Raw genomic sequence first — 23,409 nt, 5'->3', positions numbered from 1 at the left:
GACTTATTTATTCTCCATAGGAGCCGCCAGCGCAGCGATTGGGCTTACCATATCTAGAAACGTCTTAGGAAAGATCCCCAGCGCAAAGACAAGAACCACAAAGACCCCCAGTACCAGTTGCGACGTCCCTTTGAGATCCGTGAGGTTGCGCTCTTTCTGCGCAGGGCCGTAGACCACGCGCTGGAACATCCAGAGCATGTAGACCGCCGACCAGATCACGCCCGTTGTCGCCAGAGTCGCCGCCGCGGGGAAGTTTTGGAATGTCCCCAGCAGGATCATAAACTCCCCGACAAAACCATTGGTCAGCGGGAGACCGACGGAGGCCAAAGTCAGGATCAGAAAAACGCGAGAGAGCACCGGAGTGCGCTCCCAGAGCCCACCAAGACTGCGAATCTTAAGGGTTCCGGTCTGCTCCTCGATCAGGCCCAGCACCAGAAAGAGCCCCCCAACCGTGATCCCATGGTTTACCATCTGCAAGATCGCCCCTGAGATCGCCGGAGTCGAGCCTGAGAAGAGCCCCATCACGATATAGCCTAAGTGGCTAATGGACGAGTACGCGATCAGGCGCTTCACATCGCGCTGCATCGCCGCCACAAGGGCTCCGTAGAGAATCCCCACCACCGCCAGCCCAATCATCAGCGGCGCAGCCTGCTTGGAAGCCTCCGGAAAGAGGACGATACAGAAGCGCCAGAAGCCATAGGTTCCAAGCTTTGCCATCGCTCCAGAGACGAGTACCACACCCGCCGTGGGACACGCCGCGTAGGTCTCGGGCTGCCAGGAGTGGAAGGGAAAGAGCGGCGTCTTGACAGCAAACGCCACGGCAAAACCCAGCATCAACCAGAGCCCAAGCTGGCCCAAGAGCGGCTCTTTGACGAGGCCATGCTGGATATCAATGTAGCTGAAGCTCTGGAAATGAAAGCCCAGCCACAGGATAGAGGAGAGCATCACCAGTGAGCCCACTACCGTGTACAGGAAGAACTTCATCAGGGCTTTGGTGGCTTTTTCACCTCCAAAGCTCCCGGCAAGGAACCAGACCGGAATCAGACACGCCTCAAAGAAAACATAGAACAGCACGAGGTTCAGCGAGGAAAACGCGCCGATCAGAGTGGCTTCGAGCAGGAGCAGCGAGCCAAAGTAGAGCTTCTCTTTACCTACTGAGACCTTGAAGGGCATCACGATCGCCGCGATGGAGAGCAGGGCTGTTAGAACGACCATCAGGGCGCTCATGGCATCTACCCCAACATGGAACTGAATCCGCAGGGCAGGAAGCCAGTCGCTCTGCTGAATGGTCTCCTCAAAAAAGCCATCGGAACCGGGGAGTCCACGCAGGAGTGAGGCCGTCCCCAAGAGAGTCACCAGCGCCGTGAGGCAGGCGATCCGTCGCGCAGCACCACCAGGAGCGAGGGCGATAATCAGGGCAGCCAGAGCAGGCACCAGGATAAGTAGGGTCAGTATAGACATGATTTATCTCCCCCGTCCCAGCAGCGATGTCAGGATCACCAGCACCACTCCCACGAGCATTGTCAGGGCGTAGCTACGAACATAGCCATTCTGGAAGCGCGAGAGCAGGTTCGAGAGTGAGCCAATCATATTGCCCGCCCCTTGCACCAGGCCATCCACCCCACGCAGATCCGCCACGCGCCAGAGCCAAGTCGCAAGCTGTTTTCCAGGCCGGACGAAGAGCGCATTGTAGAGCTCATCAAAGCCCCATTTCTGATAGACCAACCGATACCAGCCGCTCTGGCGCTGCTTCTCTGTGAGAAGATCGCCGTTGGTGGCTTTCTTATACTTGCTCCAGGCAAACAGCGAGACTAAGATGGCAATGGCAGATGAGGCCAGAACCAGCATGAGCTCCGTGTTATGGCTGACCGCAAGTGCATTCGCCTCGGTGCGCCACTCGACGTTCTCCCCAAGAAAATGACCAAACGTATCGGGTAGATTGATCGCAAATGCTTTGAGCGCCGCAGGATTGAGGTAACCACTGAAGACCGAGAGCACGGCTAAGATGCCCAGAGGCGCGGTCATCGAGATAGGAGACTCATGCAGGTGATGCGCTTGCTCCTCGGTGCCTCGGAACTCGCCTAGGAACGTCTTGGCCATCATGCGCCACATGTAGAAGGCAGTCATGGCAGAGACCAGCAGAGCAAGTCCCCACTGAAAGGCATTGCCTGCCTGACCGGCGAAGGCGTTGAGCAGGATCTCGTCCTTCGAGAAGAAGCCCGAGAGAAGCGGAATCCCGGAGATGGCGAGTGTCCCGATAAACATGGTCGCGTAGGTAATCGGAAGCTTCTTGGCTAGCCCCCCCATCTTGCGCATGTCCTGCTCACCACTCATGGCGTGGATCACGGAGCCAGAGCCGAGGAAGAGGAGCGCTTTAAAGAAGGCGTGGGTGGTGACATGGAACATCGCAGCGGCAAACGCCCCGCTTCCACAGGCAAGGAACATCAGCCCAAGCTGAGAGACGGTTGAGTAGGCCAGCACTTTCTTGATGTCGTTCTGCGCCAGCCCTATACTTGCCGCGACAAGTGCTGTCAGCAAGCCCACAATCGCCACGAGAGTCATCGCGCCAGGAGCCATGAGGAAAAGCTCGTGGGTGCGACAGAGAAGATAGACACCTGCCGTTACCATTGTAGCAGCGTGGATCAGCGCGGAGACCGGTGTCGGCCCCTCCATCGCATCAGCAAGCCAGACATGGAGCGGAAGCTGAGCGCTCTTACCACAAGCCCCGATAAAGAGTAAGATCGGCACCGTGGTCGAGACGAGTCCGTAGCCATTGCCTAGGGCAGCCTCTATCCCAGTTTTCGTCAAGATCCCCTTCTCACCATAAAACTCGAAAGTCCCAAAGTGACGGAAGATCAAAAAGAGCGCGATCAGAAGCGCGGCATCTCCAATGCGGTTGACAATGAAAGCTTTCTTGCCCGCATCGGTGGCAGACTTTTTCTCCTGCCAGAAACCAATGAGCAAGTACGACGCTAGGCCGACACCTTCCCAGCCAACAAACATCCCCACCAAGTTACTACTCATCACGAGAAGCAACATGAAAAAGACAAAGAGGTTTAGATACGCAAAGTAGCGACTGTAGTTCTTCTCATGGCTCATGTAGCCCATTGAGTAGCCGTGGATCAGTGCCCCGACTCCCGTAATAATGAGCAGCATGAGCGCCGTGAGCGTGTCAATCGAGAGCTTGAAGCTCACACTCAGCGTGTCGGCATTGAACCAGACAAACTCAGGGGAGAAGAGACGCTTTTCCGGTGCGGCCTGCACCTGCCCCAGCAGAACCAGGGAGCAAGCAAACGCGGCCCAGAGCATCACGGTTGCCAGCAGGCCCGCGCCCGGCTTTCCAAGCCGTACTCCAATGAGAGCATTGATAAGAAAGCCCACCAGCGGTAGCAGCGGGACGATCCAGGGGAGTAGTTCCAAGGCTATCCTCGCATCGTGTTGGTTTCGTCCACGTTGATATTATCGCGGAGCCGGAAGATAGCGATGAGGATTCCGAGCCCCACCGCCACTTCTGCGGCAGCGACCGCCATGACGAAGATCGAGAGCATCTGCCCACCGGCATCTCCTAGATAGCGACCAAAGGCCACCAGCGAGAGATTCACGGCATTGAGCATTAGCTCGACACACATAAAAATAACAATCGGGTTACGCTTGACCAGCACCCCGACCACGCCCGTCGTGAAGAGCAGCGCAGAGAGAATTAGATACCAAGAGAGAGGAACGTCGGCCATACTCATGATTTACTTGCCTCCTCGCCGTAGCTTCGACGTGCCAGTACCACGGAGCCAATCACCGCGATGAGCAGTAGAATACTCGTGACCTCGAAGGGAAAGAGCCAGGGCTTCTTGGGATCGTAGAGTGTCTTGCCGATCCCCTGCGGCGAGCCTAGCGTATCCAAGCCCACCATCGGCTCCGTCGGCAGTGCAATCGGGGGAGTTCCCTTTGTCACCGCCCAGACCAACGTCCCGGCCAAGACAAGCCCCCCTAGCACTGCAATCGGAGCCTGTGCTTTCAGCTTATTCAGCGAGCGATCCGGTGTCCCTAGGTTCAAGAGCATGATCACAAACAGGAATAAGACCATGATCGCGCCGGTATAAACAATCACCTGAACCGCAGAGAGGAAGTAGGCATTGAGCAGCAAGTACAATCCCGCCACGCAGAATAGGTTCACTACCAGAAACAGCGCTGAGCGCACCGGGTTGGGATTCAGCACGACGAGCAGCGCCGTGGCCAGCGCAATCGCGGCGATAATCAGAAAGAGAATCATCTAGTCTACTCTCTCCCGGTTGGGATCGGGAACCAGCAGCATCTCCTTGGTGTAGACCAGCTTCTTGCGGCTGTCCTCGGCGAGCTCGTAGATATCTTTAAGCTCAATCGCGCCCGTTGGGCAGGACTCCTGGCAGAAGCCGCAGTAGATGCAGCGCAGCATATTGATCTCGTAGCGGCTGGCGTAGCGCTCGCCAGGGGAGTAGCGGGCATCGTCTTTATTCTCCGCTGCCACCACTAAGATCGCATTGGCCGGGCACGCCCCCGCACAGAGCGAGCAGCCAATGCATTTTTCCATCCCATTGTCGTAGCGATTCAGAACATGCCGCCAGCGCGCACGTACGCCCATCGGCCGGCGAAACTCCGGGTAGGCGATAGTTGTCTTCTTCTCTGTCAGCTTGCTACCAACGGTCACCAGCCCCTTAAAAGGCGCGACCACCTCGGTTGCCATCTGTTTGACATCTGCCCAAAAATCTGACATTTTTTCTAGTCCTCGCTCACTCTTGGGGCCATTTTAACGGTAACTGGCTCACGGCGGATCGGTAGGCGTGGCGTTGCGGAGCTCTCACCAGCGGGCACGAGTGCGGTGGTCTTTGCTTCTTTTTCGACGGCTTCGTAGCTGGATTTTTTCCAGAGGAAGAGGGCTCCAAGAAGTAGCACACCCGGCACGAGGGCCACAAAGTGACCAAACCAAGCCAGCTTTGTCTGCTGGAGCGCCATTGAGAGCGCGATCAGCAAGAGATTGACAAGGCCAATCGGGATAATGCCCTTCCAGCCCAGCTTCATCAGCATGTCATAGCGCAGCCGAGGAAGCGTCGCGCGCACCGTGATGAAGAAGCCGATCAGGGTAAACCACTTGATCACCAGCCACAGGATCCCGATGCCGGTATTGCTCAGATCCACCAGCCACGGTGGCAGGACATCCCAGACGGGTAGCCCAAAGACAGAGCGCGGAAGATGCCCCAGTGGCCCCCACGGCGCCAGGTAGCCACCAAAGAAGAGCACAATCGCAATCGCGGAGACGATTCCCATGTTGGCGTACTCGCCCATGAAAAACATCGCGAACTTAAACGAGCTGTACTCGGTGTGGAAGCCCGCCACAAGCTCAGTCTCGGCCTCGGGAAGATCAAACGGGGCGCGGTTGGTCTCCGCCAGCATGGAAACTAAGTAGATACCACAGGCAATCAGGCCCAGTGGAAAGAAGGCCAGAAAGTGCCAGTTCCAGAAGCCGGAAGTGACGGCCTGTGGAGCCCAAGTATAGGCGGACTCACCGATGCGGTAGCCGTTTACGCCATCAGGGCCAAGCTCAAAGACGCCCTGGTGCTGGACAATTCCAATCGTATTGACCTGCCCCGCCATGAGCAAGACAGCGATAATCGAGAGGCCCATCCCAAGCTCGTAGGAGATGACTTGTGAGGCGGCGCGCAGGCTCCCTAGAAGCGAGTATTTATTGTTCGACGACCAGCCCGCCAGAATCACACCATAGACCTCAATAGAGGCAACGGCTAAGAGAAGCAGAATTCCTCCTGCATCCAGCCGGGGCGCGACCGAGCCCCAGTCCCGCGAGCCACTCCAAGGCAGCACGGTCAACGACATGATCACGGGGGCAAGTGCCACACCTGGAGCCATGTAGTAAAGAATCTTGTCCACGTTGGTGGGCGTGATGTCCTCTTTGGTGATGAGTTTGAGCGCATCGGCGAGGGGTTGCAGGAGTCCCAGCGGCCCCACACGGTTTGGCCCCTGACGCCCCTGGTACCAGCCCAGAAGCCGTCGCTCCAGCCAGACGAGAATCGGAACCGACCCGAGCCCTCCGACGAGCGCGATCACTAGCCGTAGAACAGAGCGAACCACTTCGGCCCACCACTCAATCTTATCGCCCGGCAGGACGAATAATTGCTGCCAGATATCCATAGTCCCTGACTATCCTTGCGCCTTTTCCCACTCACGGTAGATGTCGCGTGCCGAGAAGTACGGCAGGGGCTTTCCAAGGCGAGCCAGCAGATCGGCAAGGATGCGCCAGTCCGGGCGCGAGTCGCCGCGGGGTGCGATTGCCTGCTTGATCTTCTGCTCGCGGCCCTCGATATTGACGAAGGTGCCGTCTTTCTCGGCAAAACTTACTGCGGGAAGCACGACATCAGCGAGCGTTGCGGTCTCGGTGAGGAAAAGCTCCTGCACCACCACAAACTCCGCTTTTGTGACTGCCTCTCGGGCTTTTGCCGGGTCATGATACCGCACAACGGGGTCGGAGCCCATGATGTAGAGCATCTTGAGGTCGCCTGAGAGAATCTGTGCCATCTCGCCACCATCCACGCCCGCTTTCTTGGCCCCCCACGAGTTGCAGTCGGGCAGGAGGAGATTGACTTTTGCGCCCGTCGCAGCCACAGCAGCGTAGTCGGCCTTGCTTAGGGTGTGGGGAAGCAGCGCAACGGTGTCGGCGTCTAGGTGCGAGAGAGCGTCTGCAACCGTGGCGGCCTGAACCCAGCTCGCGCCTTTCTTGCTTCTCGCTTTATGCACCCGCAGATAGACAATCGGCTGGTCGTCTTCGAGCTTCATGCCCACGGAGACAATCTTCTTGGCGTTCTCGATCTCGGCAATGCTTGTCTGCATAGGAATCAGCGGATAGGGATGCATCTGATGATCTACATTTGCCGTTCCCACCACACTCTTTAGCAGCTTGGCAAAGAGATAGTTGTCCTCAAGTGTCGCACGCGTCGAGCCGATGCCACCGATCTGCTCGGGCTTGTAGTGCTTGAGCGCCTCGATAATCTTGGTGAGTGCCGCATCCCAGCTGGCAGGCTGGAGCTTGCCGTCGAGATCGCGGATCAGAGGCGTGGTCAGTCTCGTCTCGCTATTGACATACTCATGGCCGAACTTACCGCGGTCACACGTCCACTCCTCGTTGATCTCTTCGTTGATGCGCCCGTTGATTCGGACAAGCTCTCCCAAGCGATGGCCCACGGCGATATTGCAGCCATTGCCACACTTGGAGCAGACCGAGTCCACGGACTTGACTTCCCAGGGGCGACCCTTAAACCGAAACTGGCGGCTGGTGAGCGCTCCCACAGGACAGATCTCAATGGTGTTGCCCGAGAAGTTGGAGTCGAAGCTCGCCCCCATAAATGGCCCGATCTCGGTCTGGGCACCACGATTGATCAGATCCAGCTTGCCATCGCCCGCGATCTCGTCGGCGAAGCGGGTGCAGCGCATGCACGTGATGCAGCGCTCGCGATCCAGCACGACATAATCTGAGATCACTTTGGCTTTAGGGTAGTGGCGCTTCTCTTCCGTAAAGCGGCTGGTAGGCGGGCCGTAGGTGATGGTCATGTTCTGCAGCGGGCACTCGCCGCCTCTATCGCAGATAGGACAGTCGAGCGGATGGTTGGCAAGAAGCAGCTCCAGAATCCCGTTCTGGGCCTTCTTCACCTCAGGGGTCTGGGTCTTGACCACCATGCCCTCGGAGCAGGGAATCGTACAGGTGGCCATGATGCTGGCGCGGCGCTGTCCGAACATCTCCAGCTCGACCGAGGCCAAACACATACGGCATGCCCCGACACTGGTGAGGCGCGGGTGGTAGCAGAAGTACGGCACATCGCTCCCGGCCCGAAATGCCGCCTCGATCACCAGAGTTCCCTTGGGCACCGCCACGGGTGCTCCATCTACCACCAGGTTCACCAGCTCGACTCCCGCCGCTGCTGCCTTGTCCTGATCCGCCACTGCCTTGGCGGCGTCCGCCTTTTCCTGCGGTGTCTGTTCGCGTTTTTCGTCAGCCATAACTCTTTATTCTCTAGATCAAACCGTGCCACCAAGCTCGCTGAGGCCGCCTCATCATACCCTATCGAAGGAAGGTTTGTCTCCTCTGGCGAATAAGGAAGAGAAAATATCGCGGTGGTACAATACCTCGAAAACCGGTTTTTGAAACTTAAAATGATGACGCGACGACGCCTACTCTGGCTCTCTCTTGGTGGCTTGCTCACCGGTTGCCTACCTTCCACTCGAGATGCGGCGGGCAAGATCACGATCCGCTACATGGCTTGGGGAAACCCAGAGCAGCTTCAAGTGGAGCGTGAGATCGCCGATGAGTTCGAGAAGAAAAACCCCAAACTCCGAGTGCATCTCTTTATGGTGCCCGGCTCGTCGTACCCCGATAAGCTCCAGCTCATGCTGGCCTCGCGCACGGCTCCCGATGTGATGCGTGTGGACCACTACATGTTTCCCGCGCTTGTCAAAAAAGACTACTTTCTGGACTTAGAGCCGCTGATCGCCGCCGAGCCCAAGGGATTTGTCGAGGACTTCGTTCCCACAGCGCTGGAGGAGTGTCGCTATAAAGACAAGCTCCACGCGCTGAATGTACTCTTTGGCGGTGTCCAGCTCTACTACAACAAAACGCTGTTCCAAGAGGCGGGGCTCGCCGATCCGTATGAGCTCTCTCAGGCAAAGAAATGGGACTGGGACGCGTTCCTCACGGCGGCCAATGCGCTGACCAAGCGCCAGGGAGAGCGTACCCTGCAGTTTGGCACGACCTTTCCGACGTTTCCTCAGTGGGCCTCGGTGCTCTGGAACCGGGGCGGAGACGTGATGAACAAAGATCTCACAAAGTTCACCCTCGCCGATGACCCGCACGCTATCGAGGGAATGCAGGACATGACCGACCTGCGCTGGAAGCACCACTGCGCCCCGACGCCCGCCGATGCGGCGCTCTCCGCGTTCACCTTTGAGTCCGGCAAGATCGCGATGCACTGGGGCTGGGCGGGGGAGACGCCACGCTTTCGCAAGAACATCAAAAAATTTGACTGGGACATCACGCCCGTTCCGACGGGCCCCGCAGGAGATGCCACGGTTCTTAAAGGCAACCAGCTCGTTGTCAACCAGCACTCGGAGCATCCGGAGCTGGCCTGGGAGTTTGTGAAGTACATGACCGGCCCCGAGGCGGAGCTGCTTCTGGGGGCCAAGTTCCGGCGCTGCGTCCCCACGCGGCTCTCGGTTCAGCAGCACCCCGAGTATCTCAAAAGCGATAAGCCCCCGTTTCACAACGATGTTTTTTTAGAGACCGTACGCCGGGGCCGGACACTGCCCATTGATGCCCGCTACCAAGAGTGGTCGCGAGAGTTCAACTCCGCCACCGATAGCCTCTTCAATGTCGGCGGGATCACCGCACCGCAGGCCAGCCGCAATGCCACCGATAAAATCAACGCCTTGCTCTCAGGCGAGGAGGGTTTTTAGCGTATGTCCGAACGAACCAGTAGCCGCTGGGGCCTGGCGCTCATCTCGCCCTGGCTCCTGGGCTTCTTGATCTTCACCGCAGGGCCGATGCTCGCCTCGCTCTATCTGTCGTTCTGCAAGTACGATCTGCACACGCTGAGCTTTGTGGGGGCAAAAAACTACGATGTCTTACTCCACGAGCCGCGCTTCTGGAAGTCGCTGGGCAACACGGCGATCTATGTTTTGTTCGCCGTGCCACTGGGGCTCACGGGCTCGCTGCTCATCGCGGTCTTGCTCAACCAAAAAGTGAAAGCGATCCCGATTTTTCGCACGCTGTTCTATCTGCCGTCGCTAGTGCCCGCCGTGGCATCGAGCTTGGTCTGGGCCTGGGTCTTTCACCCCGATGCGGGAATTCTGAACTTTGCGCTCTCCAAGCTCGGGATTCAAGGTCCCAAGTGGCTACAAGATCCGAAGACCGCGCTGACATCGCTGATCATCATGAGCCTGTGGGGAATCGGCGGCGGGCGCATGCTGATCTTTCTGGCGGGGCTTCAGGGAATCTCCGACGAGCTCTACGAGGCAGCGCAGCTCGACGGCGCAAAAGGCTGGACGTGTTTTCGGCATATCACGCTGCCCATGCTCTCCCCGACGATCTTCTTTAACCTTATTCTAGGCATTATTGGCTCGTTCCAGGTCTTCACCTCGGCCTATATCATGACAGGCGGCGGCCCCAACGACTCGACGCTGATGTACGTGCTCTATCTCTACAACAATGCGTTTCGTGAGTTCAAGCTCGGCAAGGCCAGCGCGATGGCCTGGATTCTCTTTATCATTCTGCTGGGCTTTACGATCATCCAGTTCAAAAACGCCTCAAAGTGGGTGTACTACGAAGGAGGCGACAAAGAATGATCCAGCGTATTGGCGTTTTTGCAATGCTGATCTTTGGTGGGGTGCTTTTCTCCATCCCGTTTCTGTGGACGGTCTCTACAGCGCTCAAGACCAATGAGCAGGTCTTTGCCGTGCCGCCGCAGTGGATTCCCAATCCCATTCAGCTCGATAACTTCAAGCGTGCTTGGACGGAGCTACCCTTCCCGACGTTTGTTGTCAACACGATCACAATCACCATCTTCGCCACGTTCGGGCAGATTTTCTCCGCGTCGCTGGTGGCCTATGGCTTTGCACGCTTCAAGTTCAAGGGCAAGAACGCGCTCTTTTATCTGATGCTCTCGACCATGATGCTGCCCTCGCAAGTGACCATGATCCCGGTCTTCCTGCTCTGGCGACAGCTCGGGCTGATAGATACGTTTGCGCCTCTCATCGTCCCCTCGTTCTTCGGCGGCGGGGCGTTTACGATCTTCTTGCTCCGTCAGTTCTTCCTCACCATCCCCCGTGAGCTCGACGAAGCCGCGATGATTGATGGCGCAAACCCGCTGGTGATCTGGTGGAAGGTGCTGCTGCCGCTCGCCCGCCCCGCGCTGATCACCACGACGCTCTTCTCGTTTGTGAGCCACTGGGACGAGTTCATGGGGCCGCTGATCTACCTCAACTCCATGGAGAAGTACACCGTCTCGATCGGTCTGCGCCTCTTCCAGGACAGCTATGGCACCCAGCTAGAGCTCCTCATGGCCGCCTCGCTGATCCATATCTTGCCCACGATCATCCTCTTCTTCGTCGCCCAGCGCTACTTCGTCAAAGGCATCGCCCTCACGGGACTGAAGTAATGGTAGCGAGCATCACCTACAACGGCTGGCAGGATGCCCTGCGCCTGAGCAATGGGATTGTTGAGCTGGTTATCGTGCCGTCGGTGGGGGGGCGGATAATGCGCTATGGCTTTGTGGGTGGGCCAAACGTGCTCTGGGAGAACAAGGCGGTCGCGGGCAAGCCTATTAAACTCGGAGACTGGGCCAACACGGGCGGCGATAAGGTCTGGGTCTGGCCGCAGGACGACTGGCCCAACCGGATGCCCAACGCTTGGCCCCCGCCTGCTGCGCTGGATCAGGCGCCGCACCAGGCCGATATTTTGGATACGCACACCGTTCGGCTCACCAGTGGCCCCGTGATCGGCTGGGGCCTGCGCTGCCTGCGCACGATCCAGCTTGCCCCAAAGTCAGCGCACATCACTCTGACCAGCGCACTTCGCAAAGAGCGCGACGGCGCAGCGTTTCCCATGGGAGCCTGGGCGGTCACGCAAGTTCCCACCGCGCCGCAGTTCTGGACACGCAAAGGCAGCGGCCCGCTGATTACCCACACCCGCGACCCCAAGAACTCCACCAAAGCCTTCTACGACGCCGATATGCTGGCCTCAGTTCAAGACGAGCTACTTTTTAGTGTTCGCCGCCTCCCCGCCCCAGACAATGCGGGGCTGGCCTACGCGCCCCCAACGGATCAGGCACAGATCTACTGCAACGCCGATGATCCCTGGTTTGCGCAAAATGGGATGACCTCCTACACCGAGCTAGAGCTGACATCGCCCCTCAAAACCCTCAAGCGCGGCGAGACGATCACGCTTGTCACCCACTATCAGCTCGATAAAATTAACCCCAAGCGCCCCATCGAGCCACAAATCCAAGCTATAATCTCGGTATGAAACCAACATTGCTGTCTGTGTCTTCTGTTTTTAATGGCCTGGATGCCTACCTAGCCCGCCCGGAGCCTGCGTTTCGCTGGGAGAAAAAGAGCGAGAAGCGGGTCGGGGAGCTGCTGATTGAGGAGCTTCGCCTGACGTCGCAGACCTGGCAGGGCAATGTCTGGGAGCACCGCGTGCAGGTCTGTCGCCCCGACAAGCCGCGCTACCCGGACTTCTGCGTGGTGCGCAACACCGGCGGCAATGGAGGCGAGCGCGACGAAGCCATGAGTATCCAGCTTGCTCGCGACTCGGGGTGCACCGTGGCGACAATGTTCAACAACCCGATGCAGCCGCTCTATGGGGGGCTCACCGAAGATGCGCTCATCGCCTACACGTGGCAGAAGTACTTAGAGACAAACGACGAGAGCTGGCCGCTGCACTTTCCGATGGCCAAGGCGGTGCTCAAGACAATGGACGCGCTCCAGCAGCATAGCAAAAACAAGCTCCAGCGCTTCATGGTCTTTGGAGCGAGCAAGCGCGGCTGGACGACGTGGCTGGTGGGGGCGAGCGGTGATAAGCGCGTGGTCGGGATCGCGCCGCAGGTGATTGATGTGCTCAAAGTGGCTGAGCAGATTCCTCATCAGCTTGAGATGCTTGGAGGGAAGCCCAGCGAGGAGATCGAGGACTACGTCCGCACAGGCTTCGATAAGCTCTTACTCACGCCGCCTGGCAAGCGCCTAATGGATCTGGAAGACCCCTATTCCTACCGCGAGCGCCTGACCTTGCCCAAGCTGCTCCAGCTGGGCACCAATGATCGGTACTGGGCGCAGGACGCGCTGAATCTCTACTGGGACGGCCTGCTGGGCCCCAAGTGGGTGCTCTATGCGCCTAACTCCGGTCACGGCCTGGAAGACCGAGGGCGCGTGATGTCCACACTAGCCGCCTTCACCCGCTCTTTAGCGTCCCGCAAGCCGCTGCCGAAGCTCACCTGGAGCTGGAGCGCCGAGGACAACGGGGCACGCCTGCGCTTTACCAGCACCGCCCCGATCCGTGCGGCGCGACTTTTTCGTTGCCTTGGCCCCACCACGGACTTCCGCGACCAAAAATGGTCGTTCACCGAGCTTCCCACAAGCTCCCACGGCTTCGAGGCGTGGCAGCCCACGCCTCGTCGCGGCTTCGGTGCTGCTTACGGGGAAGCGACGTTTGATCTGGACGGCCAGCCCTTCACCCTCTCGACCCAGATTCGGATCTTGGGGAAATAACGTCGGGCGTGGACAACAAAAGCGATCAGATTGCCCACTAACTCTCTGATAGCCATGCTCACGCCCGACCCCACGCTTCTTCTGGAGCACAAAGACCGCATCCACCGCCTGGCTGTCCGTAGGCTCAGTCCAACCGTCGCACGGGGTAGCGCGACAAGACGTTGTGATGCCAGTCCCACCACTTGTCCAAGAGCAGGTTCGCTGCCAATCTTGCTTTCATCTTTTCTCTCCCTGAACAGAGAGCGGGGTCTTTTATAGGCCCGCAGATGTATGAAGGCGACTTCGTATGCCTTCTTTATTGAATCTTCATCTTGTCACACTTCTCCCACATACGAATATAATCTTCTGCCGAGCGGAAGAGTGGCGCCATCGCTTGGGCGTTGACTCCGGTGTTCTTTAGGTCTTGCAAGAAGTCGGGGAGCATCCCAAAGTGCGCGAGCCCATCTAGGTTGTAGTCAAACTCCCGTCCACCAATCACGCTTCGGGTGAGCGGCGCGTTGTTATTTACACCAAGGCGGCGCATCGTTGCGTAGGCGACGGCGGCGGCGTTGAAGTTCTCACGGAACGCGTCGTCGTCCACACCATCGAGCCAGACAAGCGGAAAGGTGAACTTGGCTTTATAGGCAGTACGGAACGATTGCCACGTGGTGTTCGGGTCGGGGAATTGGTTGTTGTTCTTCTCTACCCACTGCTTGGCACTAAAGACAGCGGCTTGTACATCTGGGCCCTTGAAGATATCAATACCGGGGCTAGACAGTGTGTTTGCACGGAATCCGAGAGCCATGTTGAGGATACGCTTGCGTCCTCCATCGAGCGTCACCGCGTTGAGCACGTCACCGATACCCTCTTGGATAATCCCACGCACCGGCTTTATCTCCGCCTCGACACTGGGAAGATTGGCGGGTCCCTTTTGCGCCAGTAGCAATGCCGTTAGTGCATCTTGCTCCGCCTCGCTCCAGCCGTCTCCCGTCCACTTCCACGCGTGCCAGCCAGTGATTGGCGCGTTGTACGAGACGGCGTTGTTTTGCTGGCCCTGTTGCAAGCGTCGCGCTTTCAGAGGATCGCCCTGTCCTAAGCGTTGTGCCCGTATCAAATCTTCTCCCATGCCGGGGATACTACGGGGGCCAAAGCGCGGCCCAAGCGCGCCGTTCATCGCCATATCCGTTCCCAGCGCGACGCCCTTTCCTCCCATGACACGTGTGGCGTAGAGATAGGACTGTGCCCATGATTTCGACGTCCCCGCCGCGTCGTTCGCGACCAAGTTACCGTCGTTCTTGGTATCTTTCCCACCCGTAATCGGCGCGACAAGCCCTCCCAAGTCGCGGATACGCTCAACATAGGCCCGTGGTTTCTCTGCCTCTGACCCGAGTTTATGGTGATCACTTGTCTCCGAGCGGTTGAGTGCCAGCTCTCGAAACCACGAGTGACCCGAGGCAAGCGGATAGCCCGTGACCCCGTTACGGGCACGAGCCGAAGCGAGACTCAGCATTGCCTCTGAGGCTTTGGCGCTCGCATGATCTATGTCAATGATCATCCCCATGTCCATTATCTTATTGACCATGAAGTTGCCACGCCCCGTGATACCAAGGTTGTTGGCTACCCCCGTCATATTGGTCAAACTGGGGCGACTTCTCTCCAGATCGCGTGCGATTCCCGCGAAAGGAACCTGCATTCCCCCAATCAGCTGGACACTTGAGCGTTTATTTGCATCGAGTTTATCCGCAGCGAAATTAAGCACTCCTTTAGGGAACATCTCATAGATGCTCTCAAACGCTTTATACTCAATATCGGGTGAAGATTGGATAATATCATGCATCACGCCGCGTTTTGTGCGCTGATTGAGCAGGAATAAGTCGCCGTAGAGAGCTGCTCCGGCAAATGGGCTGTCCATCAAGTGTACCGGAAACAAGTGTCGCACCCCCATGCCACGTAGGCGGGCGAGTTCTTGCTCCACTTGTGCGTCTGTACAATCCCTCTCCGTTCCCCAGTTACCAATGCTGTCCACCTCAACACCCAAGACGACGGCGAGTTTGTTTTGCCCAATAATACGGCGGGCATCGGCGGGGGTGTAGGCGATCTCCATCCACGCGCTGTTTCGCACGGCCATTTGTTTGATGTAGGCGATTTGATTGTCGATAATCGCCTTGTCGTCGAGGGGCATGCCAGGCTTGGGGTTCATATTGCCAAGCAGCTCGTTGTTGACCGCGTGAGCGACCATCAGGCGCAAGCCACCCTGCCACGCCCGGCGCATGGATTCGTCGCGCATGTGATGGTGGATTTTATCGTCGTGCTTCCACCATCCTTTGGCTCCTTGGCTGAGCCCTTCTGTCGCATGCGGACCACTAGTTGCCATCGTCGCTAGCTTACTAATCGTCGCATCATCGATCGCTCCCAGCGAGTCCACCGCTGCCCCTAACGCGGATCGAATCGCCTCCGCGTCTTTCTTCTCGACACTTTTAGCAGAGAGCGCATTGACGACAAGATTCGGTAATATGCCGGCCCCGTTGAAAAGGGCGAGTATCTGCGTTACATAGACCTGCGCAGCCAAGACAGGAAGTTGTTTCTCTGCCACACCGGTTCCCTTAAATCCATGTGCGTCTTTGCAATCTTCCATAGAGCCGTCGGGCGACCCAAAGTAGAGCTGCCCACCAAACCCAAGGTGCGCGGCGGGGTGCGTGTGCGTGTCGGCGAAGCCCCAGACAGGCGGCGGAGGCGGGGCGGTGGGTACGGATGGCACTGGCAGAGGCGTGATAGTTGTTGTCAGTTGGAAGTCATCGACAAAACCGTTGGACTTAATCACCGCGTTCATCCCACGCATCGCGGAGACATCGAGCACGATACGCCGAAACGAGCCGCTATTGGTGACCTTCGTGCCGGTAAAGTACGTCACGCCGTCTTTTACCCCCGAGCCCGTGCCAACGAGTTGATACGAGCCATCGGGCAACAACTTCCACGCCGGCACCTGCTTGGGTTTATCCCGAATCACTTGTCCATTGAGAATGATCGTACCGCCAATATCAAAGATCGTCTGGCTCTCCACCCAGGCTTTTTGTGCAGCCGTACGCGGGTAGAGAAAGAGTTCAACATTGCCATCTCCTAAGATAAACTGCAAGTAGAGCGGAGTAGGGGGAGCGGCAGGTGTTGGCGTTGCCACCGTTTTGGGGGCGATACCCAGCGGATCGCCCATGATCGTCTCCCCCACAGGCAGTAGCGTAAAGACCGACGACTGCAGTGTTCCCAAACCACACCACTGACCTTGCACAGGCAAGAGAAGTGTGGTGGAGGGAGCAGAGGGGGCAGGCAGGGGAGGTTGTTGCCAGTAATCCCCCCCGATCTGTTGCAACCCCGCCAAGGTCGCCGCCAATGGACGAGGCTCTTGCGTTGCAGACGAAGCAGGGGGCGTGTAGCGCGTCACCGTTCCCATCCAACCCGCTTGTCCCTGCTCAAAGTTAGGGTTGGCGAGGGGAGTTGTGGGCAATGCGACGGCTTTTCGGGGGTTAAAGAGAATTCCCCCCTCTTTTATCTGCCCCAATTCCTTCTGGACAATCCGGTCTTGTGCCCAAAGGGAGGCTTGACTCCCTATCACTAAAGCGGTCAATGCAAATGCTTTTCTTTTCATATAACTCACTTTCCCACTCATTCACAGAAGCTAACACCTATTTTTTAGGTTTATCTCTGTCTTCGTTGTCTTTGTTACTTTTAGCCCGAGGACTTTGCTACGGAATCATTCACCAATACCGCGGCTTATCCCTTGATCACCTTGGGTGTGACCTTCATGGTGATCTGCGCCTTGCCATCAGTGAGCTGCGCTTTGCCATCAGTAAAATCTATCGAGCTCTACTTCGGAGATGCTCTTGAGTTTCTCGATAGATTTTAACAGACTATCCAGGCAGGTGCAAGGTGTTGTTGCAGTTTTTGCACTTGGCTCAGGGGGTGCCCCAGGCGCGAGGTCTTTCAGTCTAGCCGCCGGACGGGGTAGCCACCAGCGTGGAGGCGCTCCTCAATGCGTGCGATATGCTCCTCGCCGCGCACTTCAATGAGCATCTCGACTCCGGTGCGACCATAAGGAATCTCGGCACTGATGCGGTTGTGGGTGACTTCCATGACGTTGCCGCCTGCCTTGGCGATCGTGTCGAGAAGCGCCGCAAGCCCGCCCGGCCGGTCGGGGCAGGAGGTGAAGAAGTGGAAGTAGCGGCTGGTGCGAATCATCCCGCGCTCGATCAGATCGGAGAGGAGCTTGAGGTCAATATTGCCGCCGCAGAGAATGCACGCTGTCTGCCCTACGCCCAGATTCGGGTGGGCGAGCAGCGCCGCCAGCCCCGCCGCGCCGGAGGGCTCCACGAGCACTTTCATGCGGGTGAGGAGCAGCAAGATCGCCTCGGCGATGCGCTCGTCACTGACGGTCACGACATCATCGGCGAGGGCCTGGATGTACTCAAACGTGCGCTCGCTCGGGGCCTTGATCGCAATCCCATCGGCGATGGTGTCGCACGGGGTCAGGCGCGGCAGGAGCTTGCCCGCGTGAAACGACTGCGCCGCCGCGTTGGCCCCGGATGCCTGCACCCCAATAATGCGGCAGCTGGGCCGCGCGGCCTTCACCGCCCGTGCCACGCCGGAGAAGAGCCCGCCGCCGCCGATGGGAATGATCACCGTGTCTAGCTCGGGCAGCTCATCGAGAAGCTCCAGCCCCAGCGAGCCTTGGCCCGTGATAATGTCATCGTCGTCGTAGGCCGAGATAAAGACTGCGCCTGTTTCAGCAGCTCTCGCCTTCGCCGCTGCCACAGCCTCGTCGAAGTTCGCCCCCTCCAGCACCACGGTCGCGCCGTAGCCTTCGGTGGCTTTCACCTTGGCAATGCTCGCCCGCTCCGGCATGAAGATCGTCGCCGCAATATCCGCCATCCGCGCCGCCAGCGCCACACCCTGTGCATGATTCCCTGCCGATGCCGCGATCACCCCCCGCGCCTTTTCCTCGTCGGTCATGGTCGCAATCCGCCAGGTCGCCCCACGAATCTTAAACGAGCCTGTCGCCTGCAAGTTCTCCATCTTTAGGTGCAGCCCCACGCAGCCCGTCTGCGCCGAAACCGCCCCCGAGGTATAAAGCGGCGTCCGCCGCACTCTCTCCCGCACACAGCTCTCGTAGGCGTGGCGGATCATTTCCGGTGAGATCATGCCGCTATTATACCTGCTTCACGGTACTCGTGGGGGAAGGACTGACCACCTTTGTATAAGCCTTTACTTTGGGAGACTAACAAGCACCTCTAGCATAGAATATTGGACTACTATTACTCACCTGTCCCAAACAGCGTCATTTACTCAAATTTAATGCCTTTATTACTGCAAGCCCATTTTATTCGTTCAATTGCCTGCAAGCAATTTTCACGTCTACGATCAGAGATAGATATATTATAAGATAATTTATAATTTTCAATAGCTTTCTTAGCCCTGTCACTGCTCTTTTCTGATATGATCCAACGCCAATGAGCCATTCCTTTAGATGAGTAACACATATCAGGAAAAAAACCATAAGAAATCAACGTGTCGCTAATTTTTAGAGATTCCTGTGTTTCATTTAGAGATGTGCTAAGTGAAGCGAGAATATATCCATATTTTAATAATATGTATTTGTCATTTGGATATTTTTTGCGCAGCCTCAACCCTGCAGTTTTAAGAGGATTACCATCAAAGCTCAGTCTTTCCGCAGAAATCAGAAAACGAACCTTGTATAATTCACAGACTGATGTTTTAGGAAGCTGGTATAAAAGCCAATCTGCTTTGGCAATTCGGATATCCCGTTCATCTTGTGAATACTCTGAATCTTTTGAGTATCGTTCAAAAAAGGTTGCATATGCCCACCCAACACGATTACCAGAATCATTCGGATTTGATTTTAATTTTGCATCAAATAAAATTCTAATATTTTTGGGATTCGTCCCTTTTATTAAAGAATTTTCAACATATTTAACAGCGTTAATAATTGAAATATCTGAATCTATTTTTTTATAATCTTTATCTAAAATCCAACTTTTATTTATCCAAGAAAAATCATTTCCTGACCACTTTGGCAAGGGAGGCATAATAGATTCTAGTTGTGATTTAGAATAAATAACATTTTTTTGTGCCGCCACCATACTACTAAGCAGTATAGTGACAAATACAGTAAGAAAAAGTTTCATTTTATATTTATTGGGGAAATATCGTAAACGTACCACGAAATGCTGGAGTACCAGGTATTTTTACAGCAAGAGTATTCATTGCTTCGCCTTGATAGCCATCAGCAGTCCAAGCATCTCCCCGATGTGGTGTTAATGCATATCTAATTCTAAGATCAATACTTTCTAATTTATATCTTCCATCATCATAAACTGCTTGAGTTCTACCAGATGACGGCAAAGAATCTTCATAGAAAAACATATCGTGTACACTAGCAAAGCCTTGCTCAGGCTTTGGGGTACAGTCTTCCAAAAGTTTACCAGCGTAACCAAGGAGAGAACTTGCTGAACCGGGAACTCCTTTAGGTATAGACTCACCTGCCCAAGCAGTCGCGAAGTCGCCGCTACCTCCAAGAATAAGAGCTGCAATTTCCCAAATTGTTGTTGCAATAATATTAGCATCTTCTGAAAACCACTCAACCTGAACGCTACCATTTCCCACGGGAGATGATAGCATTCGTGTAGGGATCGTTCGCCTTACATTCTTTGTTGGGCCAACTGGATGCCAATTTTCCCAGGGGGCATGCCACCGGACAGTATATGTGTTTTCTGCCGTTGCTTCCATACTTGGGCGCTTATCTTCTACGGTAATCTTAACTGTTGTTGTTTTTCCTTTTGGCCATGGATTCGGGGTAATGAAGGCTTGCCCGACCTGTTTGTTCTGACTTAGAGCTAACTGACTACTTTCAATAATTGAACCTTCCCCACTCATAGTCCAATTAGTCTGAATCGGTGCAAAAAGACCTGTTTCAAATCCGGTAGTTGATGCCTGATAATTTGTATAGATATGCCAGCCAGTATTACCCAAAATGGGGTGGTAACCGCCACCACTGACGCTAACTATCCCATAAGGAACTGCTGAATCAACAACTATGGAACCATCAGAATTCCTAAGATTTAGGATGCGCTGTCCATTTTCATCTTTACCCCAGTTTTGTCCATCTACCTCAATATCAGGATTAAAAATGGTTACTCCACGCGTGTCTGGACTGACTTGATAAGATGTTGCAGCTGAAAGCTGACCAATAAAGATAGCATTTCCTGAAGGCCCCGTTGATGCCGATGCATTAGCGGATAAGGCTCCCGATGAAAAATTGACAATACCACTTGGTGGGACAGCAAATTGACGGAGTCGTTTACCTTGACTCGTATTTCCAACTAATGGACTAAATCCATTTGATGCACTGCCACTACCAGGCAAGCCATATTTCCCAACTGCTGAGTATGACGCACCAACATTTTCCAATACGTGAAGAGTAAGAGGACGATTGAGTATCGATCCTGCCCATGCCATTTGCACCAGGAATTCACCACTACTTGTGACCGACATTGAACTCTCTTCAGGGCCAAATATACTCTTTATATAAGATGATATCGCACCACCATACATGAATGACCACGGACGAGAACCTGATCCTGACTTTCCAGGTGTCACTGAGGTAAGATCCCAAGTAACAATACCATTAGGAGTCAGTGTTGTTGTCCACCCACTACCTCCACCTGGGTATCCACCGCCACCAGGAGGGCCACCGTATCCACCACCGTTAGGAGGGCCTTGAGAAAAAGCGATACTGCTTGGTACTAGTAAAGTTGCGATAAGAGCTGCATTGTACAATCTCATTAGGGACACTCCTAAATTTCAGAAATTTCAGATTTCAGGCGTTTTATGATATTTATGCCAAGACTATATCTCGAACTGAAATAGCCAACAAGTCCCAAAAAGTGGGACATTTCAGTGCTTGCCAATATGCTTTTTAAGCAATTCCCAATCTTCCAATTTAGGAACTCGCGACAAAGTAATTTTTTTCCTAACGATGAAACAGATCCTCGGACTCTTTTCAATCGGCTGGTCAGGTAGGGAAAGCCTACTCTGTGAGCATCCCCTACTCATGATACGTCCCTCACGCGCCAGACGAACTGCCTCGTGGCGCTTCTGGATTCCCAGCGTTTCCTTGATCCGCTTCCAGTACGTATTCACGGTCTCATTACTCAGATACAGGGCTCCCGCCAGTACATGTGTCTCCGTCGTTCCCAGCTCCAAACTGCAATCCACCAGCGCTTTCAAATAAGACACCAGTTCGAACTCTGTTCGCTCACTCATCAGCACTCTCCTACAATAACGATGTACCAAGTCTATTGAGAACAGTTTACAGGAATCTTACGGAAACGACCGAAAACTAAGCTGTGATGAAGAAAACCGAGTGGGGGCTGGTGGCGATGCTGTTTGTGCTGGTGGCCGCGCTCTGCCTCGCCTTCCAGAAACCGCTGACCTACCACGATGGCCAAGGCTGGGACGGGGTTTCCTACTTTCAGATGGCCCAGAGCATCGCAAGCCACGAGCGCCCTAGCGCCATCGGGCCATTTGCGTTTCGTCTCGGCACGCCCGCACTGGTCGCGTGGCTCTTTCCAGGGAACCTGCTGCTCGGCTTTAAGCTCATCAACCTTGCCGCCTGCCTGCTCTCGACGGCCTTGCTAACGCTCTGGCTGCGGCGCTTTATCGAAAATCCTTGGCTGCGCCTCGCGCTGATCGCCGCCTATCTCACCCAGTGGCACGCACCGCTCCGCTTCACCGCCCACTACGCCGCCTACACCGACCCCTGGCTCTTTGTGTTCGCGCTAGGCGCTCTGCTTCGAACCCACTCGAACCCACCCGGCTCTCCGCTCATACTTCGCTCTGAGCCACCCTCCCTTGAATCAAGGGAGGGTCGGCGGAGTGAGGAACGAACGAAGCCGGGATGGGTTCCGACGGAGTGGGAACTGGCACTGCTTTGTTTCCTCGGTGCACTCTTCCGTGAGGCCGTGATTGCCGTGCCACTGGCGCTGTTTCTGGCAAGCCGGGGGCGGCAGTGGTTGCCACTACTCGGGGGAATCTTGGGGGTAGTCGCGACGCACTTGCTCGCCACCCAGACCGATAGCTACAGCTTCGCCCGCACCGTGGGGCAGTGGGCCTACAACAAGCCGCTGCCAGTCTATGTCCATGGGCTCTTCATCGCCTTCGGCCCCGCGCTAGTGCTCCCGATCTACTTCTGGCGAACGGCGGCAGAGTGGCTCAAGAGTCAGCCGGTGCTGGCCTGGACACTGGCGATCTTTCTGGTGCTAGGCTGGGTGGGCGGCTCGGACACGGAGCGCATTGTCTACTGGGCGATGCCGATTGTCTACGCGCTCTTCGGGACGATCCTAGAGGCGCACGCACTTCCCAAGAACTTTCTTATTGCTCTCACTGCCCTTCAGCTTCTCTCGCACCGGGTTTTCCAAACCCTCCCCGACTTCCCTGGCCCCTACCCGGAGCTCTGGTCGTATCAAGCGAGCCGAGGGACGCAGCTTACGGGGCTACTGCTGCATGCCTTCACAGGCGCTTTACTCTGGGGCTGGCTGAGGCAAACAAAAAGCTAGGAGCGACATACGCTCCCGGAAGATTCAGTCGGAGTTTAGGCTATATTAGCCTGGATTCTCAACAGGATCGATTTCATCTGGCGGAATGGGTGGATTATCTGAAATATCTGGATCTTCATCATCTATTCCGGGTATTGTAGGCTTCCCAGAGCAGTTTGATCCCCACTCACATCCAGAGCGACATTTGGCTTGCCTTGCTGGATTATTAGCATATGCAGCTTCACATCGTTTTTGGCAACAACTTTTACATGACTGGTCAGAGGTTCTCGTCTCGCAAAACGTATTGCCCAGTGAGAAACACCCATATTCACAGGCACGTCTCTCACCCCCATCGGCTAAAATACTACAATTCGCAACACACTCTGCATGATTCTTTCCCATAGCATGAACAACAAAACCAGAGCCAATGCCCAGCACTAACCCAACAAAAACACCCACTATTTTTTTCTTAGTGTAAAACATATCTTTTCCTTTCTTATACTTATATGTGGTCATCCTAATAATCACTCTATCA

19 protein-coding genes are annotated in these 23,409 nt (G+C 55.8%); 6 read left to right on the top strand and 13 right to left on the bottom strand.

Going from position 1 to position 23,409, the window contains the following annotated elements; all coding sequences use genetic code 11:
- Nucleotides 1–3: 3 nt before the first annotated feature.
- Genes AC1XOS_RS02825 through nuoG form a run of 7 tightly spaced genes read right to left on the bottom strand, consistent with a single transcriptional unit; the run spans nt 4 to nt 8,037 of the window.
- Complete coding sequence (locus AC1XOS_RS02825; protein WP_481960699.1) at nt 4–1,461, bottom strand: complex I subunit 4 family protein; 1,458 nt, start codon at nt 1,459–1,461, stop codon at nt 4–6.
- A gap of 3 nt (nt 1,462–1,464) precedes the next feature.
- Nucleotides 1,465–3,420, bottom strand: coding sequence for an NADH-quinone oxidoreductase subunit L (gene nuoL / locus AC1XOS_RS02820; protein WP_481960698.1), 1,956 nt, complete (start codon nt 3,418–3,420; stop codon nt 1,465–1,467).
- 2 nt (nt 3,421–3,422) lie between these two features.
- Nucleotides 3,423–3,731, bottom strand: coding sequence for an NADH-quinone oxidoreductase subunit NuoK (gene nuoK / locus AC1XOS_RS02815; RefSeq protein WP_309722492.1), 309 nt, complete (start codon nt 3,729–3,731; stop codon nt 3,423–3,425).
- A gap of 2 nt (nt 3,732–3,733) precedes the next feature.
- The gene (locus AC1XOS_RS02810) at nt 3,734–4,267 is read right to left on the bottom strand and encodes an NADH-quinone oxidoreductase subunit J family protein (protein WP_481960697.1); all 534 of its coding nucleotides are present in this window, start codon (nt 4,265–4,267) and stop codon (nt 3,734–3,736) included.
- Entirely contained in the window at nt 4,268–4,747 is a 480-nt protein-coding gene (nuoI, locus tag AC1XOS_RS02805) for an NADH-quinone oxidoreductase subunit NuoI (protein ID WP_481960696.1), read from the bottom strand.
- A gap of 5 nt (nt 4,748–4,752) precedes the next feature.
- Nucleotides 4,753–6,177 (bottom strand): complex I subunit 1/NuoH family protein, encoded by a 1,425-nt coding sequence (locus tag AC1XOS_RS02800; RefSeq protein WP_481960695.1) that lies wholly within the window; start codon nt 6,175–6,177, stop codon nt 4,753–4,755.
- Between the two features lie 9 nt (nt 6,178–6,186).
- Nucleotides 6,187–8,037, bottom strand: coding sequence for an NADH-quinone oxidoreductase subunit NuoG (gene nuoG, locus AC1XOS_RS02795; RefSeq protein WP_481960694.1), 1,851 nt, complete (start codon nt 8,035–8,037; stop codon nt 6,187–6,189).
- Nucleotides 8,038–8,190: 153 nt separating this feature from the next.
- On the opposite strand from nuoG, the gene AC1XOS_RS02790 reads away from it, so the two are divergent.
- From AC1XOS_RS02790 to AC1XOS_RS02770, 5 genes are read left to right on the top strand one after another with little or no spacing between them, the layout of a single operon-like run.
- Nucleotides 8,191–9,486, top strand: a complete 1,296-nt coding sequence (locus tag AC1XOS_RS02790) for an ABC transporter substrate-binding protein (RefSeq protein WP_481960693.1) — start codon at nt 8,191–8,193, stop codon at nt 9,484–9,486.
- A 3-nt stretch (nt 9,487–9,489) separates the two neighbouring features.
- The gene (locus AC1XOS_RS02785) at nt 9,490–10,374 is read left to right on the top strand and encodes a carbohydrate ABC transporter permease (RefSeq protein WP_481960692.1); all 885 of its coding nucleotides are present in this window, start codon (nt 9,490–9,492) and stop codon (nt 10,372–10,374) included.
- Nucleotides 10,371–11,186 (top strand): carbohydrate ABC transporter permease, encoded by an 816-nt coding sequence (locus AC1XOS_RS02780; protein WP_481960691.1) that lies wholly within the window; start codon nt 10,371–10,373, stop codon nt 11,184–11,186. The genes AC1XOS_RS02785 and AC1XOS_RS02780 overlap by 4 nt, the downstream gene beginning before the upstream one ends.
- Complete coding sequence (locus AC1XOS_RS02775) at nt 11,186–12,052, top strand: DUF4380 domain-containing protein (protein WP_481960690.1); 867 nt, start codon at nt 11,186–11,188, stop codon at nt 12,050–12,052. The genes AC1XOS_RS02780 and AC1XOS_RS02775 overlap by 1 nt, the downstream gene beginning before the upstream one ends.
- On the top strand, nt 12,049–13,293 hold the full coding sequence (locus AC1XOS_RS02770) for a PhoPQ-activated protein PqaA family protein (RefSeq protein WP_481960689.1): 1,245 nt from the start codon (nt 12,049–12,051) through the stop codon (nt 13,291–13,293). The genes AC1XOS_RS02775 and AC1XOS_RS02770 overlap by 4 nt, the downstream gene beginning before the upstream one ends.
- Before the next feature lie 295 nt (nt 13,294–13,588).
- Here AC1XOS_RS02770 and AC1XOS_RS02765 read toward each other — a convergent pair whose 3' ends face one another.
- The 5 genes from AC1XOS_RS02765 to AC1XOS_RS02745 form a co-directional block, all read right to left on the bottom strand.
- Nucleotides 13,589–16,912 carry an amidohydrolase family protein gene (locus AC1XOS_RS02765; RefSeq protein WP_481960688.1) on the bottom strand — a complete coding sequence of 1,108 codons (3,324 nt, stop codon included), beginning with the start codon at nt 16,910–16,912 and terminating at the stop codon, nt 13,589–13,591.
- 335 nt (nt 16,913–17,247) lie between these two features.
- Complete coding sequence (gene ilvA, locus AC1XOS_RS02760) at nt 17,248–18,462, bottom strand: threonine ammonia-lyase (protein ID WP_481960687.1); 1,215 nt, start codon at nt 18,460–18,462, stop codon at nt 17,248–17,250.
- Between the two features lie 140 nt (nt 18,463–18,602).
- Nucleotides 18,603–19,466, bottom strand: a complete 864-nt coding sequence (locus tag AC1XOS_RS02755) for a hypothetical protein (protein WP_481960686.1) — start codon at nt 19,464–19,466, stop codon at nt 18,603–18,605.
- 7 nt (nt 19,467–19,473) lie between these two features.
- Nucleotides 19,474–21,123: a hypothetical protein gene (locus AC1XOS_RS02750; protein ID WP_481960685.1), complete on the bottom strand. Its 1,650-nt coding sequence runs from the start codon at nt 21,121–21,123 to the stop codon at nt 19,474–19,476.
- A gap of 111 nt (nt 21,124–21,234) precedes the next feature.
- The gene (locus AC1XOS_RS02745) at nt 21,235–21,603 is read right to left on the bottom strand and encodes a hypothetical protein (protein WP_481960684.1); all 369 of its coding nucleotides are present in this window, start codon (nt 21,601–21,603) and stop codon (nt 21,235–21,237) included.
- Between the two features lie 86 nt (nt 21,604–21,689).
- Here AC1XOS_RS02745 and AC1XOS_RS02740 point away from each other — a divergent pair, with 86 nt between their 5' ends.
- A complete protein-coding gene (locus tag AC1XOS_RS02740; RefSeq protein ID WP_481960683.1) occupies nt 21,690–22,895 on the top strand; it encodes a hypothetical protein in 1,206 nt (401 codons plus the stop codon).
- A 45-nt stretch (nt 22,896–22,940) separates the two neighbouring features.
- Here AC1XOS_RS02740 and AC1XOS_RS02735 read toward each other — a convergent pair.
- The coding region (locus tag AC1XOS_RS02735) for a hypothetical protein (RefSeq protein WP_481960682.1) at nt 22,941–23,409 on the bottom strand (469 nt) is incomplete at its 5' end.

It is taken from the genome of Armatimonas sp., assembly GCF_964826245.1.
Note: the sequence above shows the minus strand (reverse complement) of the source record. Positions and strands in the feature narration are given on the sequence as shown.